The 18,409-nt window shown below is 53.0% G+C and carries 14 protein-coding genes and 1 pseudogene; 12 read left to right on the forward strand and 3 right to left on the reverse strand.

Annotated elements, in window-relative coordinates:
- Positions 1–237 precede the first annotated feature (237 nt).
- From Absy_RS08085 to Absy_RS08095, 4 genes and pseudogenes are all read left to right on the forward strand, one after another.
- Positions 238–735 (forward strand): sigma-70 family RNA polymerase sigma factor, encoded by a 498-nt coding sequence (locus tag Absy_RS08085; protein WP_084597016.1) that lies wholly within the window; start codon positions 238–240, stop codon positions 733–735.
- 133 nt (positions 736–868) lie between these two features.
- A pseudogene (locus Absy_RS13015) lies at positions 869–1,021 on the forward strand (FecR/PupR family sigma factor regulator); the annotation flags it as partial.
- 90 nt (positions 1,022–1,111) lie between these two features.
- Positions 1,112–1,873 carry a FecR family protein gene (locus Absy_RS08090; RefSeq protein WP_245614775.1) on the forward strand — a complete coding sequence of 254 codons (762 nt, stop codon included), beginning with the start codon at positions 1,112–1,114 and terminating at the stop codon, positions 1,871–1,873.
- A 371-nt stretch (positions 1,874–2,244) separates the two neighbouring features.
- Positions 2,245–4,620 carry a TonB-dependent siderophore receptor gene (locus tag Absy_RS08095; RefSeq protein WP_245614776.1) on the forward strand — a complete coding sequence of 792 codons (2,376 nt, stop codon included), beginning with the start codon at positions 2,245–2,247 and terminating at the stop codon, positions 4,618–4,620.
- Between the two features lie 178 nt (positions 4,621–4,798).
- Here the strand turns inward: Absy_RS08095 and Absy_RS08100 are convergent, their stop codons facing one another.
- The 3 genes from Absy_RS08100 to Absy_RS08110 form a co-directional block, all read right to left on the reverse strand.
- Positions 4,799–5,674, reverse strand: a complete 876-nt coding sequence (locus Absy_RS08100) for a LysR family transcriptional regulator (protein WP_048854245.1) — start codon at positions 5,672–5,674, stop codon at positions 4,799–4,801.
- 68 nt (positions 5,675–5,742) lie between these two features.
- Positions 5,743–6,642: a LysR family transcriptional regulator gene (locus Absy_RS08105; RefSeq protein ID WP_048854246.1), complete on the reverse strand. Its 900-nt coding sequence runs from the start codon at positions 6,640–6,642 to the stop codon at positions 5,743–5,745.
- 87 nt (positions 6,643–6,729) lie between these two features.
- Positions 6,730–8,136 (reverse strand): amidohydrolase, encoded by a 1,407-nt coding sequence (locus Absy_RS08110; protein WP_048854247.1) that lies wholly within the window; start codon positions 8,134–8,136, stop codon positions 6,730–6,732.
- A 330-nt stretch (positions 8,137–8,466) separates the two neighbouring features.
- On the opposite strand from Absy_RS08110, the gene Absy_RS08115 reads away from it, so the two are divergent.
- The 8 genes from Absy_RS08115 (at position 8,467) to Absy_RS08150 (ending at position 18,355) form a co-directional block, all read left to right on the forward strand.
- A complete protein-coding gene (locus tag Absy_RS08115) occupies positions 8,467–10,827 on the forward strand; it encodes a TonB-dependent receptor (RefSeq protein ID WP_048854248.1) in 2,361 nt (786 codons plus the stop codon).
- Between the two features lie 80 nt (positions 10,828–10,907).
- Positions 10,908–12,197 carry an MFS transporter gene (locus Absy_RS08120; RefSeq protein ID WP_048854249.1) on the forward strand — a complete coding sequence of 430 codons (1,290 nt, stop codon included), beginning with the start codon at positions 10,908–10,910 and terminating at the stop codon, positions 12,195–12,197.
- A 22-nt stretch (positions 12,198–12,219) separates the two neighbouring features.
- Positions 12,220–13,536: a CapA family protein gene (locus Absy_RS08125; protein WP_048854250.1), complete on the forward strand. Its 1,317-nt coding sequence runs from the start codon at positions 12,220–12,222 to the stop codon at positions 13,534–13,536.
- Between the two features lie 113 nt (positions 13,537–13,649).
- Complete coding sequence (locus Absy_RS08130; RefSeq protein ID WP_245614777.1) at positions 13,650–14,105, forward strand: VOC family protein; 456 nt, start codon at positions 13,650–13,652, stop codon at positions 14,103–14,105.
- A 30-nt stretch (positions 14,106–14,135) separates the two neighbouring features.
- The gene (locus tag Absy_RS08135) at positions 14,136–15,425 is read left to right on the forward strand and encodes a Zn-dependent hydrolase (RefSeq protein ID WP_048854251.1); all 1,290 of its coding nucleotides are present in this window, start codon (positions 14,136–14,138) and stop codon (positions 15,423–15,425) included.
- Between the two features lie 27 nt (positions 15,426–15,452).
- Positions 15,453–16,412 carry a hydroxyacid dehydrogenase gene (locus tag Absy_RS08140; RefSeq protein WP_048854252.1) on the forward strand — a complete coding sequence of 320 codons (960 nt, stop codon included), beginning with the start codon at positions 15,453–15,455 and terminating at the stop codon, positions 16,410–16,412.
- Positions 16,413–16,787: 375 nt separating this feature from the next.
- Complete coding sequence (locus Absy_RS08145; RefSeq protein WP_048854253.1) at positions 16,788–18,035, forward strand: PepSY-associated TM helix domain-containing protein; 1,248 nt, start codon at positions 16,788–16,790, stop codon at positions 18,033–18,035.
- Positions 18,036–18,115: 80 nt separating this feature from the next.
- Entirely contained in the window at positions 18,116–18,355 is a 240-nt protein-coding gene (locus tag Absy_RS08150) for a hypothetical protein (RefSeq protein WP_048854256.1), read from the forward strand.
- Positions 18,356–18,409 lie beyond the last annotated feature (54 nt).

Raw genomic sequence — 18,409 nt, forward strand, 5'->3', positions numbered from 1 at the left:
AGAGCGGGCTTTCTGCGTTTCTACACCCACAACTGGAATCATATAGGAAGCATTCTGCGGAGAAATCTCGCGTAGCAATGCTGCGTGCGAGGCGCGCCAAATGAGCGCCGGAAAGAGAAGGAATCGGGCCAGGCCGTTTAGGTCTGCTTCCGTTCTCCTTGCTTTTCACGGTGTCCTGACGTAACCAGAAATGCGAACGGTTCTCACTTTGTGAGTCGGAATTCAGGACAGCGGCGGGTGAGCACGGCAACCTACAAACATAGCGCGCAGGCGCACGGCGAAATGGTGAGTTACGCCTGGCGTCTGACGGGAAGCCGCGATCAGGCAGAAGAGGTTGTTCAGGAGGCTTATGTCCGGCTGGCCGAAACTGCGGCCAAGCAGCTACTGGAAAAACCGGCGGCTTATCTGCGACGCGTAGTGCATAATCTGGCCCTTGACCATATCCGGTCACGGAAAAGGCGCGAGCGGATATTTGTCGCGGATTCAGATACAAATCTGGCCGAAATGGCATCGACGGAAGCTTCGCCAGAACAACAGACTCTCTCTCGTATGGAAATTTTCCGGCTTCAGGAAGCGTTGTCTGAGTTGCCGGATAACATACGGATAGCTGTCGAAATGCACCGTCTGGGTGGTGCAAAACTGCGGGAAATCGCGGAAGCGCTGGATGTTTCCACGACGCAGGCTCATTATTTCATACGTAAGGGTGTGGCGCACTGCCTGACGAAGTTGGGCTGATTTTCTCGTATGCCAAGATGTTTTTCCCGAAAAAATCCCGTGTCCGATAGTCTCTTCATAATGAGAGGGAGATGGATCGGTCTGCCTACGGGTATGTCTTACCGCATGTCCGTTTGTGTTTGGGGGCTTCGCGGTGGAGACCGATGATCTGGAAAATCTGACGCCCGAAGAAAGTGAGGCCCTAGATTGGGTAATTTCGCTCCAGGAAGAGGGTGAAAATCAGACAATCCGTCAGAAGTTCAATATCTGGTTACACACGACAGAAGAGAATGCGCGTGCCTGGGCCAAAATCTCACGGATTTATGGCGCTATAGGCGAAACGAAGCCAGTTTTTGAGGAGACATGGCGTCCGTCCTTGGACAAGGCTACGTCTTCTATGTCCGTTGGACAGGCGGCGTCAGGGCGAATTGTGCGTCGCAGACGACTGTATGGAGTAACAGCCCTGGCCGCGAGTGTGGCGGTAGGTTGGCTCGTTGTTGGCTCTGATGTGCGCCTTTTTTTGCAAGCTGATCAGGTGACGGGTGTAGGCCAGTTACGAACCGTGTCGCTGCCCGATGGAAGCACGGTAACTCTTGCTCCTCGTTCTGCGATTGCATTCACATCCGATGCGCATTCACGCACTGTTCGACTTCTGCAAGGGGAAGCGTGGTTTGATGTAAGACATTCCGCAGAGCAACCCTTCCACGTCGTCGCGCATGATCTGGACGTCATGGATGTGGGTACGAAATTCGACGTGCAGGAAGCAGAACGGGAAACAGAAGTTTCTGTAGAAAGCGGTGCGGTCAGGGTAACGTCTGTTAACCCACCAGCGATCTCCGAAGATCTTGTCGCCGGACAAACTGTTGCGATCTCTGCTGACCATCTTGTGAGACGGGGCAATACCGACCCGACTATGATCGCGGGATGGCGTGACGGGGTGCTCACTGTCCAGAACCGGACAATATCCGATGTCGTGGAGGCAATTCGCCTGTGGCACCGAGGACTGCTTATTCTTCGGGGGGACAGGCTCGGCACCCGCCGCGTAACGGGTGTCTATGATCTGCGGCATCCGCAGGCAGCGATCAAGGCTTTGGCTGATGCCTATGGAATTAAAATTACCAGAATATCGCCGTGGCTTGTGATTCTGTCTGACAGCTAACCGCTTGTTCTGGCAGCACTATATAAATCAGCCTGTATTTTATTTTTCAGAAATTTCAAAAAAAGACCCCCTCAACAGTCAGTAGAAACATAGGGTATGCAGTTGCGTCGCGTTCGCAGGAAATGCGCAACGCAGCAAGCGCCATCGGGCTGTAGCATAGAGAAGGTCATCAGGTGATGGGTGCAAAATCCGGCGACGCACGGATGCGGAAATATATTGAAAATTCCAAGGTCTTTTTACTGACATCGGCTTTAGGCGGAATTGCAGTTTCGCCACTGCACGCGCAAACGACTGCGGCAAAAGAGTTTCACATATCTGCGCAATCTTTGCCCGCAGCGCTGACACAGTTTGGTCGTCAGGCTGGTTTGCAGGTGAGTATTCCAGCGTCATTGGTCGAAGGTAAGACGTCCCATGCGGTCAATGGAACAATGTCACCTTCGCAGTCTCTGGCGCAAATTCTGAGTGGCACAGGGCTGACATATCGCGTCAATGGTAACGTTGTTACTTTGGTACCTGCTTCGGCCAATATTACCCTTGGCCCCGTGCGTGTGGGTGGAACTGTTGCGCGGCAAGATCCAACCGGGCCGGGTGTTGGTTATGTTGCTGAAAATACGCTGACAGGCACAAAAACCGATACGCCGATTACTGAAATTCCCAATTCGATCTATGTCATTACCAAACAGCAGATGATCGACCAGCAGCCCCAGAATGTTATGGAGGCTTTGCGTTACGCGCCGGGTATCTCAACCGAAGTGCTTGGTGGTTATACCAATGGTGCGGCAACGGATAATAATAATGGCGGTATTCTTCAACGTGGTTTTACAACATCTCAGTTTGTTGATGGTATTCGTTCCTATTCCAATAGTGCGGCAGAGACGGCTTTTCTCGATCGTGTGGAAGTGTTCAACGGTCCTGCGTCCGTTATGTACGGCCAGACAACACCGGGCGGCATGATCGGTATGAGTTTGAAAAAACCTACGGAAACACCATTGCATCAGGCATCTGTGGGTTTTGGTAACTGGGGGCGCTACGAGGCAACTGTCGATGTCAGCGATAAAGTGACCAAATCGGGTAACGTGCGTTACCGTATTGCGGCAATTGGTGTTACGCAGGGCACGCAAACAGACCACATTGATTACCATCGCGTGGGTGTTCTGCCTTCCATTGCGTGGGATATTGACCCTCACACATCCCTTACACTTGTAGGCAGTTACCTTTATACGCCGGGAACAGGCACAAATAACATCCAGCTTCCGCCTTCCGTGCTGCTGAACACGCAAGGGTTGGGTCGGATTCCGCGCAGCCGTTTTTTGGGTGATACAGGCTGGAATACTTCAGGCGCAAAAGATGCAATGTTTGAATATTTGTTTCGGCACGATTTTAACCGCTACCTCCAGTTCAGTCAGACGCTACGGTGGGAGCAATCGCGCACGAACAGCAAATACCTGTCGAGCGGTGGTGGTATGCTGGATTCCCAGCTTCTGTCCCGCGGGGCTTATGATGCGGACTCTGTTGATACAACGATTGGTCTGGACAGTCGTATTGGTGGAAAATTCAATATTGGCAAGGTAAAAAACATATGGATTGTTGGTTCGGATTTTCGCCAATATACCAGCAATGGAGGAAACCACTGGGATGATACCCCAGGCAACAATGGATACCCGGGCGTTGACGGGGAAACGATCGTGAATGTTTACGATCCTGTCAGCCATTATATTCCATGTATGAACCCGAAGTCGGCGGAATGCCTGAATGGTGGGTATAAGAGTAACACCACTCTTTTTCAGCAGGGTGTCTATTTTCAGGATCAGATCAAATATAAACGGCTTAGCATCACATTGGGTGGCCGGCAGGACTGGGTCAATTATCATGGGAAAACACTTTACTGGAACAATAAAAATTCAAGCCATCAGAGCGTTGTAACCAGTGCAAGTAATGCCGTGCCCAGACCCCAGAATGCCTTTACATGGCGTGCTGGACTGACCTACAGCTTTGACTTTGGCTTAACGCCATATTTCAGTTACTCGACATCATTCGTTCCCCAGTCACTCGGGGGATCAGGAAGAGGGTGGGATGGAAAACTGTTTGACCCACTAACTGGAAAACAGTTTGAATTTGGTCTGAAGTATCAGACACCGGACCATAATGTTCTTTTGACCGCAGCCGCGTTTCATATCGACGAAGACCATTATCTGGTTACGGACCCAGTGCATACGAACTATTCTGCAGATGCGGGGCGGGTGCGTTCGGAAGGATTTGAACTCTCAGCCAATGCCAATGTGACGCACGATCTTAAAGTCGTGGCCTCCTATACGTACGATAATGCCACATACCTTGATACAAATGATACCAGTAAGCAGAATTTTGCAGATGGAACAGATGGCGCCATTGTATCGCAGAAAGGAAAATATATTGAGTCTGTGCCAAGGAATATGGTTTCAGCCTTTGCTGATTACACACTGCCCGGAACATTTTTTAAAGGGTTGGGTATAAATGGCGGCGTGAGGTATGTAGGGTTTACCTATTCCGATGCCGTCAATAGCTTTAAAATTCCAGATCATGTTCTGTTTGATATTGGTGCACATTATGATTTTGGGCAAGCGCTACCAATGCTCAAAGGTCTTCGGGCACAGATTGCAATATCCAATCTGACCAACAAATATTATATTACGTCATGCGGTGGAACCTATTCCTGCTATTTGGGTCAAGGACGTAAGGTTTACGGGAATCTGACGTATAATTGGTAAAATTTGATTACCTCTGACAAGTGGGTACAGTTTTGCCTCCTCGCGCTTATGCCATGCACGGGGCGGCAAGCTTATTGCCAGCTTATGAATGAGCATAGTCTTCTGGCGGGAAGCCTATGCCATTTGCATAAGCTTGAGGTGTTAACTGACCTTAGGGCCGTAGAACCAGCACATTGGTTTATGTGGTGGCAAGAGGGCTACCCAGAACATCTAAAAGACTGGTGATCAGCCGCTGTTTGGGAGCATTCCTGCGGGAAAAAACACCAAGGTGGCGGCATGGAGCTGGAGGGGGAAGGGATATTTTTTTTAGGCGTAAGTTCTTGGGCCAAGGCAATGCCCAATCTGGCACAAGAGAAACACCTGTTCCCTGATTAACCATAATGGCAATGGCATCCAGTGAGTCCAGTTCCAAACGTTCGTGTGGCCATATGCCAGCGGATTTTAGGTATTCATCCGCAAGTCGCCCACCCCAGTGATTGCGATCATAACGAATGAAGGGGTATGTCTGCAAAATTTCATACGGGTCTGTTTCGGTGATTTTTTGAGAGGTCAAGACGACCAGAGGTTCCGATCGAAGTCTTTTCCAGATACAGCTTGGTGGAATTTCAAAGGGTGGTTCCACAATAAATGCAGCATCAAGGGCACCGTCCAGAACGGCATTGTGCAGCGCAAAGGAGGTGCCGGGAACAATATGCAGTTCAATATCGGGGAAAGATTCAAAAAAGCGTTTTAAATAAGGGGGCAGTAAACCATTGGCCGCACTGGCAATGGCACCAAGCTGTAGTTTGCCTACCAGTGTATTGCTGGTTGCTATGGTGCAGAGTTCCCGGACTGAACTGAGGATTTTCTGACTTTGTTCCAGAATGGCAAGGGCATGTTCGGTTGGGCGCACGTTCCGGCCTTCGCGCTGGAGTAAAGTGCAGCCTATTTCATCCTCAAGGGTACGAATGCGTTGGGCGACTGTTGCAGGTGTAAGGTGTTGCCGTCTGGCTGCACCTGCAATGGAACCCTGTTCAATAACAATCAAGAGACTTTCAAGGAAGCGCGTATCCATGATGAACTTTCTGATACATTTTGTAACGTTGAAAATACAGTAAGGTCAGTGGCGGTATAGAGGGCTTACTAAAGGGGTTTTTTATCGTCTGTAATCTTATTAATTTTAAGTTTTTTTGTTGAAATATCGATTGTTTTTATAAGATTTGCATGTTGTGATGCCTGAAGCCACAACAGGCCGATGTGCCTGTAGGGTGGACTATCGGCGACTGGAATTTTGCGCACTTTAAGCCCTTCGGGCCAGGGTGGCTGCCAGTCCGGGAGGAGTGATACGCCAACCCCCTGACTGACCATAAGAGCAATGGCCTCCAAGGAATCCAGTTCCAGCTGTTCTTTGGGGAAAATCTTTTTTTCTTTCAGGAAATTGTCAGCTACACGACCTCCCCACTGGTTCCGGTCGTAGCGTAAGAAAACATGGCTTTTAAGAATTTTAAGAGCATTGGTCTCGGTACAGTTCTCAGGGACCAGCAGCATAAGTGGTTCAGATATCAGTCTTTTCCATCCACATGTTTTGGGAATGGCAAAGGGTGGTTCCACAATAAATGCGGCATCCAGTCGGCCTTCCAAGACCTCATGGTACAGTTTTATGGATTGTCCGGGGGTTACATGCAGGTCAATCTGGGGGTAATCGATAAAAAATTTCCGCAGCATAAACGGTAGAATACCTGTTAATGCCGTGGAGATTGCCCCAACACGCAACTCGCCGGTAAATTCATCCTGAGAGGCAAGGGATTTAAGTTCTTCAACAACCCTGATCAACTGACGGCTTTTTTCAATAATAGCCAGACCGGCCGCGGTGGGGGTAACGGTTCTGCCAGCGCGTATCAGCAAAGGTTGCTTGATCTGGTCTTCCAGAGCTTTGACGCGTTGCGATACGGCTGCTGGAGTAAGGGCAAGCTGGCGTGCCGCATCCGCAATGGAGCCACGCTCTACAATAGCAATAAAGCTTTCCAAAAACCGCGTGTCCAAGGCTGTTGCTTCCCTCTGCTTATGTGGTTTAGCACTCCTTTTGCAGCAGCATAGCACGGGAGTGGGCGTGTTTTACAGATTATCTGATCAGGGCATTTGAACGGGTGGAAATGTGTCCTTGGGAATGGGGGAAACATAGGGGCAGCTTTTAAGGCGCGCTGCGTGGTCCTGCTGTGCCTGCTGGAGCAGGTCAGGCGAGAGGAAGAGCTTGCAGGCAGTCATGGCGAGTGCTTTGGCCACATGGACCATGCCTTTGTGCGCAATGTCGGATGTGCCTTGGGCCGTCATTTGCCATGAGTGGAGTGGGGTGCCAATTGCGCATGTTGCTCCCAGCGCCTGAACGGTTGGTATCGCCCAGCTCACATCCCCCACATCGGTCGAGCCAAGGAAAAATTTGCTGTTTGCGGGGAGGATTCTATCCGTCAGCGGGGCATCGCTGGGAGTTACACCAGCTTGCTGGAAGGCTGCTGCGATGTCTTTTTCTGCCAGAGTTGCCTGAATTTTTTTGGCAAAATCCTTATCCTGTACTGTAAATTGGGGTGGCCCCAAAGCCGTAAAGCTCTCTTGCAGCAGTGTTTCTAGCGGTGGGCAGGGCAGCAGGTTGGCAACTCCACTTGTCACGCGGTCCTGCACCTGTGTTTCGCTCATCATGGCGGCCCCGCGTGCCACCAGTCGCACTCGCTCGGCAAGTGCCAGCATTTCTGGCAGGGTTTCCGCTCGAATGGAGTAACGCACCATGGCTTCGGACTGGACTACGTTGGGAGCCGAACCGCCGGTGTTGATGTAGGCATAGTGAATGCGTGATGTTGGGAGCATATGTTCGCGCAGGTAATTGACCCCTACGCTCATCAGTTCCACCGCATCCAGTGCAGACCGGCCCAGATGGGGGGATGCTGCTGCGTGGGAGGAGCGCCCCAGAAAAGTAAAGTCCATGCGGACATTGGCCAAAGTTGTGGGGGGCAAAACACCGCAAAAAGCCGAAGGATGCCAGGATAATGCCGCATCTACACCGGCAAAAGCCCCAGACCGCACCATAAACCCTTTGCCAGCCCCGCCTTCTTCCGCTGGGCAGCCATAGTAGCGCACGCGGCCGGGTAGCTGCATGTCCGCCAGCCAGTTCCGCACGGCAATGGCGGCCAGCAAAGCCCCGGCACCCAGCAGGTTGTGCCCACACCCATGACCGTTGGCGGTGTGGGTTGGGGGTTCAAGCGCATTGGCGGCGGACGCCAGACCGGGCAGGGCGTCATATTCGCCCAAAAAAGCAATTGTGGGGCCGTCTGTACCACTTTCTCCCATTAAAGCCGTTGGAATGTTGCCAGTATTGGGGAAGAGCGAAAAGTCATTCTGGCGCAAGAACGTGCTGTGGAGCGCGCAGGAGCGGTATTCCTCGTAGCAGAGTTCGGGTACTGCCCAGACAGAATCGCTCAGTGTAATGGCATTTTCAGATAATTTATCGACATGATCGATAATTTTTCCGATATTGGAAAGTGGCATGGATGGCCTCATTGTCTGCAAGGTCGGGTTCTGTTCTGTTCCGTAATGTTAATGATCTACTATTCATACCGTTATACAAACGATTTTGTTCGTTAAAAATATATAACAAAATGGAAAAACCATTTTCTGGTCCTGACCCGCAAAACCAAAACCCCAAAAACCTATTATTTTTCAGGGGTTAAGAGTTAAAATGAAAAATGAATAAATAGTTTTCTTATCTTTTGAATTAAGAAAGAATGTCTATGTCCTGCCCATAAAATATGTTTTGAATACGAAACGTAATAAATTTTAGATCTGGCGGAAAGATCTGTGGATGGACAGGAGTTCGGGATGATTACGGTTCGGGCTGAACGGCAAAAACGCGTGATGAACCATGCTTTCCGTGGTTTTCTTATGGTATCGGTGTGCACAGGCTGCCTCTCCGTTGCAAATGCCGCGGTCACGGAAAAAGAGGACAAAGCCTCCCACAAGCGTGGGGCAGTCAAGCATATGGCTGTTCATGCTTCTTCCGCGCACCGCGATGCCGTGGCCCGGCAGGACCCTGAGGTTATTAGTGTTACAAAGGCCCGCCGGTCTTTTAATTTTGGTGCGGAACAGCGCAAGGCTGGTAACACAACCAATCTGACCGCCGAAGATCTGGTTATCCACCATGTTACGACCGTGGAAGATATTCAGAACCTGGTGCCCAATCTGACAATTCAGACAGAAGGTGGCTCCAACGTTCCGGACTATTACCTGCGTGGCATTGGTATGCAGGATTATACCCAGAATAACATGTCGTCCGTCATGACGTATTTTGACGATGTTCCCTATACCATTACCGCCATGAGCTCCGGCCAGATGTTTGACGTGGCTTCTGTTGGTGTTGAGCCGGGTCCGGTGGGTTTTGAACATGGTCTGGCCGATACCGGGGGCGAGGTACGGATTACAACCAACGATCCGACCAAAACCCTGCATTATGGTGTGTCGGAAGATATTGCCAGTTACGCACGGAGCAAGACCAATTTTTATGTTTCTGCGCCCATTACGGACCGGCTGCAATTCCGTGTGGCCGGGCAGATGTTGCAGGGTGGGGCTTTTCGCCATAACCGGGACACGGGTGAATCAATTGGTCGCGCGAACGAAGGGGCTTTGCGTGGCAAACTGGCCTGGCAGCCGGATGATAAAACCAATATCAAGCTGACAGGCAACTGGTCACAGGATTCCTCAGAGGCACAGGCAGGCTTTATCCTTCAGGATAATAACAATATTCTTCCACGTGATCAGAATATTTATGCCACGGGCTGGGACCTGAACCCCCAGTATGCCAAAATTCTGGGTATTTCGCGTAACAGCAAGCCCTCTTATAACGATATGCAGTGGAGCGTTAACCTTAACGTTGACCGCGACCTTGGCTGGGCACATCTGGCGTTGATTTCTGCATTCCAGCAGCAGCAGCGGCATGAATATATTGACCGCGATGCGGAAGCTTATCGCTCCGGGGATAGTTATCTGACCGGGAGCATGAACGTGTTTTCGCAAGAAGCGCGCCTGTCCGGTGTGGCCTTGCATGACCGCCTGCAATGGGTGGCGGGCATGTATTATAACCGGGTGCGCGCCACGGGCGAAAACTGGTACGACTATACGGACCGTCCGGGTAAAAACTATTTCCAGAACAGCATTCATTCGCAGCCGCAGCAGGATTTTGCGCAGTTTGTTAATCTGAACTATCGCCTCACACCCAAGCTGCATCTGATCTTTGGTCTGGAACACCAGAGCGATGACCGGCAGTTCAAAAATGACTCCGTATTCCGGTATAACCCCACCACACTTGCCAAAACATACACACAGGTTTTTGCCGACCATGGCATACTGACCAACCAGTTCTCTGGTAAGGTTGGCATTAATTATCAGGTTCAGCCGAATGTTCTGCTGTATGCAGATATCCGGCGTGGGGTAAAGCCGGGTGGGTTTACGGCCAATACAACATTGACCGAGCAGCAGGCAGCAGGCTTTAAGCCTGAATGGCTGATGGCATATGAAGTTGGCTTTAAAAGCGAATTCTTTAACCACCGTCTGCGCATTAATGGGGCGGCCTTCTGGGATTCGTACCATGACCAGCAGTATTTTTCCTATATTCTGGTACCTGGGTGGGGCACGGTCGGGTCTTACGTCAACGTGCCGCGCTCGCATATTTTTGGTACGGAACTCTCGGTCAGCCTGCATCCGGTCCGTGGTCTTACGCTATCGCAGAATGTTGGTTTCCAGCGTGGTACCTATGATGATTTCCAGATCCTGAATGTGCAGGCAGTCAGTGCGCATTATAAGGCAACGGGGCAGTGGGCATCCATTACCGACAGCTATAATGGCGCGGATATGGGTATTCCCAAACTTACGCTGAACGGGAATATTTCCTACGAAACACGTCCAGTTTTCAAAAACTATACCATAACCTTGCAGGGTGACTATTCCTACCGTGGTGCACAGGATACGGTGCCACGCGGAACGGGAACCTACCTGCTGCCTGCTTACTTTTTGATGAACGGGAGTGTGACCTTCAAACCTGTGGGGGGGCGCTGGTCGGTTTCTGCCTATGCAACCAATATTCTGAACCGGGATTACATTGTAAGCCGTACCCTCGCTACAACGGTCAACATGGGTATTTCTGGTCAGCCACGGTTTGTGGGTGGTCGTTTTTCCTACAACTTCTAAAACATGTTGTTTTAGGAAAGATTTATAAACAATAATCTTTCGTAACGATTGCGCCGGAATCAAGGGGAGGCATAGACCTTATGAAAGACATTCAGACCAGATTATACCATCGTCTGAACTGGCGCATCATGTCCTGGATTATTGTGATCTATCTGATGGATAGTATAGATCGGACCAATCTGGGATTTGCCCGGGCCCATATTTCGCAAGATGTCGGTCTGACTGCAGCACAGTTCGGCTTTGCTGCGGGTATATTCTTTGTTGGTCTGGTTCTGTTTGAAATTCCAATAAGCCTATGGTCCTCCCGGGTGGGGGCACCCAAAACATTTGCCCGGATTATGGTGCTATGGGGTATGACATCGGCTGCCACCGGCTTTATTCATAGCCGCGATACGTTTTACCTCATGCGGTTTCTGCTGGGTGTGTTCGAGGCCGGGTTTGCGCCAACATGCACCTATTATCTGGCGCGGTGGTACCCTGAGAACAAAATGTCGGGGGCCATTTTCTGGCATCAGCTTTCCCTGCCTCTGGCGGGAATTATTATCGGGCCGATCTCTGGTTTTATTCTGTCACACTTTGATCAGGTGGGTGGGGTAGCAGGCTGGCGCTGGATGTTTTTTCTGGAAGGTGTGCCCTCTATTATTCTGGGCGTGATAGTGCCTTTTGTACTGCCAGAAAAACCCAAGGATGCCAAATGGCTGTCCACGCAGGAACGTGAGCTGATAGAGAGCTGGGGCACACGGCAGAATGTCCGGCATGTTGCGTTTTCCGCCGTGGTCAAAGACCCTGCAATCTACTTTTTGGCATTGGGTTTTTTCTCATTGATGGCGGGCATGTATATGCTCAACTTCTGGCTGCCTTCCATTATCCATGAGGCGGGCATTCACTCATCGATGGCTGTGGGGCTGTATTCCTCCTTTCCCTATGTTGTGTCGGTTATCTCCATGGCTTACTGGAGCGCGCGCTCTGACCGGCTGAGGGAGCGGAGCTTCCATTGTTATGCGCCTGCGGCTCTGGCCAGTGTGTGTTTTGTTCTCACCACCGTTATTCCCGATATTTTTGTTCTTAAAATGGTTGTTCTGGCGGGCGCAACTGCGGGGATTTACGCATCCTATGTTGTCTTTTGGGCCATGGCCGCAAATGTTTTTCAAGGAAGTGCCGCAACAGGTGGATTTGCCCTGATTAACGCGATTGGTTTGTGGGGCGGTGTGATCAGCCCCATGGTCGTTGGCAAACTGACAACACTGACCGGTTCCCTGTCTGCCGGAATGCTGAGCATGGCTGCCATTGTCGGCATTGGGGCCGTCATTTTGTGGTCGGTTACACAAAAAATTATGGAACCGATCTGTAAAACTGCCAAAAATTCATAATGAGTTGTGAAAGATCAAGCCTATGAAAGTTTGTCTTACTGGAGATAGTATTGTCCTGCGTCGGCTGAATACGGATGTGGATCCGGTATGTGCCCCGCTGTTTGACATGATCCGTGATTGCGATGCCTCTTTTACCAATCTTGAGATTATGCCAAGCGATTATAAGGGCGACCCGGCACTGGACCATGGTGGTTCGCACTTTAGTGCGCATCCGTGGATTTTGGATGAGCTGCGCATAGCGGGTTTTGACCTGTTTGCTGCGGCAACAAACCATTGTCTTGACTATGGTATTTCCGGTTTGCGCATTGCTATTGAAGAATTGCAAAAGCGCGAAATACTCTACTCAGGTGTAGGGCTGACACTGGAGGAAGCGCGGCGGCCAGCTTATTACACCCACCCCAAAGGTACGGTCGCCATGCTGTCGTGCTGCTCAACATTTGCACGTGGGCAGGAAGCGGCAGACCAGACGCGGAGTATGCAGGGGCGGCCGGGGCTTAATCCGCTGCATTTCAAATCCACCTATCAGGTTAAACCGGAGGAATTTGCGGTTCTGCGTAAGATTTCGACCGGTCTGGGGCTGGAGCATATCAAGCAGGAGCAGATCAAGCTCGGTTTTTCCTATGCTGCGCCAGAAGGTACACTAACACTGGATGGCACCCGGTTTGTTGAAGGGGAGGAAACCCGCATCAGCACCACCCCGGATGCGCAGGATCTGGAGGAAATCGGGCGCTGGGTCAAAGAGGCGCGTGTTGTGTCTGACGTGGTGATTGTCAGCGTGCATACGCATGAAGTCGGGTATGACAGTGATGGAAAAATAAGCTGGGAAAAACCCGGAGAGTTTTTGGAAGCCTTCGCCCGTAGTGTTATTGATCAGGGAGCGGATATTGTGGTCTGTCATGGTCAGCATCTGCTTAAAGGGATGGAACTGTACAAAGGCAAGCCCATTTTTTACAGCCTTGGGAATTTTATTGGGCAGAATGAGCTTGTGGATATGCTCCCTCTTGATTCCTACACTTTTTACAAAGTGGATACGGATGTAACGCCCCATCAGGTTTATAAGACACGCACAAAGAACGATACAAAAGGCTTTCCTGCAGACCGCCGGTTCTGGGAGACACTGCTCCCGGTCTGCGAGTTTGGGGAAGATGGTCAACTGACCTCCATGGAAATTCACCCCGTCTCTCTGGGGTTGGGTAAATCCGCCCATACCCGTGGTCTGCCAATGCTGGCGGAAGGGGAGGAGGCAGATTATATTCTCTCCCGGTTTGAAGCCCTTTGCGCACCTTACGGCACACATTTTGTGCGCCAGAATGGCAAGCTCGTGCTCACGTTATCCTGAGCAGAATGGCCTTTGCAGATGCCCTGTGTGCATGGGTGTTTGCAAAGGCAATATTTCCTTAAATGTGAAGAAATATATTCATGTCATAGGGTTAGCCAGACCGTATGGTATGAATGCAGCTCTCTAAAATTAGTGGTGTAGTCATGCCTAATCCATTCCATATTGCATTTCCCGTTGATGACCTTGATGCCGCCCGGACCTTTTATGGCGAGGTTCTGGGTTGCCCGGAAGGGCGCAGTACCAACAGCTGGATCGACTTTGACCTGTATGGCCATCAGGTCGTGGCGCATCTTCTCCCCAAAGCCAGCCGTGGCAAAGAGGACGAAACCGGGGCCGTGGACGGGCATAACGTGCCAATCCCGCATTTTGGCGTGGTGCTGGACATGCCGCAGTGGGAAGCACTGGCAGAACGGTTGAAGAGCCACGGGGTTCGTTTTGGTCTGGAACCCCAGATCCGCTTCAAGGGCCTGCCGGGTGAGCAGGCAACCATGTTCTTCTGTGACCCATCAGGGAATGCGCTGGAGTTTAAGGCTTTTGCCAATATGGAACAGCTTTTTGCCAAACAGTAAGTTTCTTTCCTGATCTTTAAAGGAGTTTCCATGTCCAGTTCCTTGTCTTCTTTGCAAGCTGCTGCTGTGCCTGACCTTGACCGGGAACTGGCCAACCAGATTTTTGATGATCTGCACAGGATCGGGTTTGATGGTCTGGGCATGACCCGTCCGTCTTATGGCGATGGGGAAAATCAGGCCCATGCCCTGTTTGTGCGCATTGCCCAGGATTATGGACTGGAAACCCGCAAGGACTGGGCCGCCAACCTGTTTGTAACCCTGCCCGGCAAAAACCGCGATCTGCCTGCCGTTATGACCGGATCGCACGTGGATACGGTGCCATGCGGTGGCAATTTTGATGGCGCTGCCGGGGCTGTTGCCGGTTTGCTGGTGCTGTGCGCATGGGCCAAAGCCGGTTTACAACCTGAGCGGGATACAACGCTGATTGTGACCCGTGCGGAAGAGAGTGTCTGGTTCCCCCTTTCTTACATTGGAAGCCGCACGGCCTTTGGGCTTTTGGCCCCGACAGACCTTGAGACCCCCCGGCGCGATGATGGCATAAGCCTGCGCCAGCACATGCAGGCCAGTGGCGGCCAGCCCGAACTGTGCGGTGTGGCGCCTGTGCTGGAAGCCTCCAGAATCGACAGTTTTGTGGAACTGCATATTGAGCAGGGACCAGTGCTGATAGGCGATCAGGTGCCAGTGGGGATTGTTAGCGGAATTTGCGGCAGCACACGTTACCGTTCCGCCGTTATTTACGGCCAGTATGCTCATTCTGGCGCTACGCCGCGGCGTTTTCGTTCAGATGCGGTCATGGCGGGTGCTGCGATGATGATGGCGCTGAATACCGTATGGAAGGAGGCCGAAGCCGCCGGGGCGGAAATGACCCTGACATTCGGCATCTGCCAGACTGATAAGGCACAGGCCAACTTTGCTGCCGTACCCGGCAGGCTGGACCTTGCGATTGACATTCGCTCCCGCGATGAAGCCCTGCTTGAACAGATGAACACACGGGTGATTGAAGAAGCAAAACGTGTGGAGGCGGAGTATTCCGTGCGTGTTGACCTTGGACCACGCACCCGCAGCACGCCCGCAGTGATGGACCCCACTTTGCAGGCCGCTGCCAAAAAACTGGCAGAGCAGATGCACCTGCCTGTTGTGTCCATGGCCAGTGGTGCCGGGCATGATGCGGCAACATTTGCCGGGCAGGGGGTGCCTACGGCCATGCTGTTCGTACGTAACGCCAATGGCAGCCACAACCCTGATGAGAGCATGGATATGGATGATTTTCTCAAAGGTGTTGGTCTGCTGGAGCGTTTGCTGAGCGTGCGTGCATTCTAAACCCTACCTGACTGGATGAATAACCCCATGCCCATCTGCTTCATAACCCAGCCCATCCACCCAATGGCCGTTACGTTTTTGCAGGCGCAGGGGGTGGAGGTTCGCTTTGCCAGCGCTCCCACGCTGGAGGCGGCAAGGGCGGAAGTGGGGAATGCAGATGCGGTTATTACGCGTGATCTGGGGTTTGATGCCACGGCAATTGCAGCCGCTCCGCAGTTGCGGATTATTGCCTGCCATGGCTCGGGTACAAACCGCATAGCGGTCGGGCAGGCAGCGCAACGTGGTATAGTGGTCACACGGGCGGTCAATGCAAACAGCCGCTCCGTGGCGGAATTAACCATAGCGCTCCTGCTTGCGGCTGCCCGCAGGATCTGCCCTGCGGATGCGGCTGTCCGTTCGGGGGACTGGGGTTTTCGGTATCAGGCCCCCGGAATGGAGGTGTATGGCAAAACACTGGGGCTGGTCGGGTTTGGTGCGATTGCCCGCCATGTTGCCCAGATTGCGCACCATGGGCTGGGAATGCGCGTTGTGGCTTGGTCCCCCCATGTGCCGGAAGAGGTTTTTCACAAACATGGCGTAACGCGCCTGCCGGATTTGAGTACGCTGCTGGAGCAGGTGGATGTTGTTTCGCTCCATCGTCCGGTGGAGGCGCTGGAGCCGCCGACCTTAACGGCGGAAAGGCTGGCCCTGCTTAAAAAGGGAGCCATCGTCCTCAACACCAGCCGCGGGCTGGCGATTGATACCGTGGCATTGCGCGCCCGGCTGGAGGCGGGGGATATTGCCGCAGCCGCACTGGACGTTCTGCCGCACGAGCCGCCTGCAGTGGACGAACCGATGCTGACAGCCCCCAACAGCCTGCTGACCCCCCACATTGGGGCCTCAACAGAAGAAGCCCTGCAAAAAATGGCCATGATGTGCGCACAACAGGTGCTGGATTGCCTGAGCGGTAAAACCCCCGAACACGCCATCGGGGTTGAGCAGAGCTAAGCAGACCTTGGGGGGCTTTACCCCCGCTCTGGGCAGGGTGCGGTCTATTCTGGCACGCTGCGGGCTGGTCAGGCGCAGGCTCTTTGCCGGGGTTGGTCCATAAAAGCTGCGGGTTATGGCTGGCTTACCCCATGGGTTGGGGGCGCATATGCGCATCCATATAAAAAATTTTCAGTTTTTTTAAGAAAAACAGGGTTCCAGATCGTCTTTGTAGGTGAGGGGCTTGCTCCGCGTGGCTGCTGACTGGGCGCTACCAACGGAATATTCCCGATTTCCGACGTATCCAAAGGCGCGTAACTGAATGGACCGGGTAGAATTTTACGCAGAACAGAGTTGCGAATCACTCTTACACGCATTTGTGAGTGCGCTGTTTCTATGACCAGCCGCACCCTGCGTCGGTGGTTTGTGGTCCATAAGTGGACAAGCCTGGTCTGCACCGTGTTCCTGCTGATTGTCTGCGTGACCGGCCTGCCGCTGCTTTTTTCCGAACAGATATGGGACACATTCGTGGGGGACGATGACCCCCCGTACGAGGTGCTCCCCCCCGGTACGCCCAACGTAAACCTTGATGTTATTGTGGCAAAAGCACGTGCGCTCTACCCCGGCCAGATCGTAACCAGTGTAAACCCGGATGATGATGAGCCAACGGTTCTGGTCTCCATGGCCCCCAGCTGGCAGGCCCTTAAGGATGATGAGAATTATCCCGACCGGAACTCCGGCCACTGGATCAAGTTCGATGCCCGTACGGCCAGAGTTTTGGAGCAGTCACGCCCGCAGACGGACCCCAAACCCCCGGCAACATGGACCGGGCTGATTATGGGGGTCTGCAGCCGTCTGCATGTCAGCCTGTTTGCCTACCTGCCGGGCCGCCTGTTCCTTGGGCTTATGGGTGGGGTCTTTGTGGCCTCGCTCATTTCCGGCACGGTGCTGTATGGGCGGTTTATGAAGCGCCTGCCCTTTGGGTCCGTCCGCCGCGACCGTGCTGCACGGCTGACATGGCTGGACCTGCACAACCTGCTGGGGGTCGCCACGCTGGTCTGGGCAACGGTTGTGGGTTTTACCGGGCTGGTCAACGAACTCCAGACCCCCCTGTTCGGCCTGTGGCGCGTGACCGATGTGCGGCAGATTCTCAAGCCCTATGCCAGTTTGCCCGTGCCCGCGCAGGACCATCTGTCCTCCGTGCAGGCAGCGTTTGATACGGCGGCCAGAGCCGCACCGGGTAATGAGGTCACTGGTCTGTCCTTCCCCGGTTCATCGTTTGGCAGCCCTGTGCATTATGTGTTGTGGACACGTGGGGCCACTCCGTTGCGTGCGCGGCTGTTTACCCCGGTTCTGGTGGATGCCCGCACGGGTGCATTGACCGGGGCTTACCCTATGCCGTGGTATCTGCGTTTTCTCGAAATTTCCCGCCCCCTGCATTTTGGTGACTACGGCGGAATGCCGCTGCGCATTCTGTGGGCACTACTGGATGTGGTGGTGATTGGTGTGCTGGTGAGCGGTCTGGTGCTGTGGGTTGGCAAGCGCAGAATTGCGACCGATGCCCGCCTGCGTGCGCTGGGCTATGAGCTGGATGATGCGGAGCCACACCCCTCTGCCACATCGGGCGTGGAGGCTGCGCAATGACCACAGCGGTCCCCCCTGCCACGCCGGATGTGCCACGCCAGCCAACGTCTCCGTCAGTGTCTCTGCCAGCATCCGGCTCAATACTCCGGCCAGCGCCCCGGTCTGCCACCCGCCCGGCCCCACGCCAGCCGGTGGCAGTCTGGCCGTGGCCCATTGCGCTGGGGCTGCTGACCAGCTTTGGCCTGCTTTCCGCCCTGCTGGGCCAGCACGGCATCTGGCTCGCACTCTCCTGGGTCAGCCTGTCCATTCCCCTAGTTGTAACCACTGTCTGCCTTATCCGGGCCTGGAGCAGACCATCTTCCAAAGGAGGTCTCTCATGACCGATCTTGCACCCCTTACCTTCTCCCCGTGGGAGATGTTTCTCAATGCCGGGC

The sequence above is a fragment of the Acetobacter syzygii genome (assembly GCF_000964225.1).
GTDB classification, from domain to species: Bacteria; Pseudomonadota; Alphaproteobacteria; order Acetobacterales; family Acetobacteraceae; genus Acetobacter; species Acetobacter syzygii.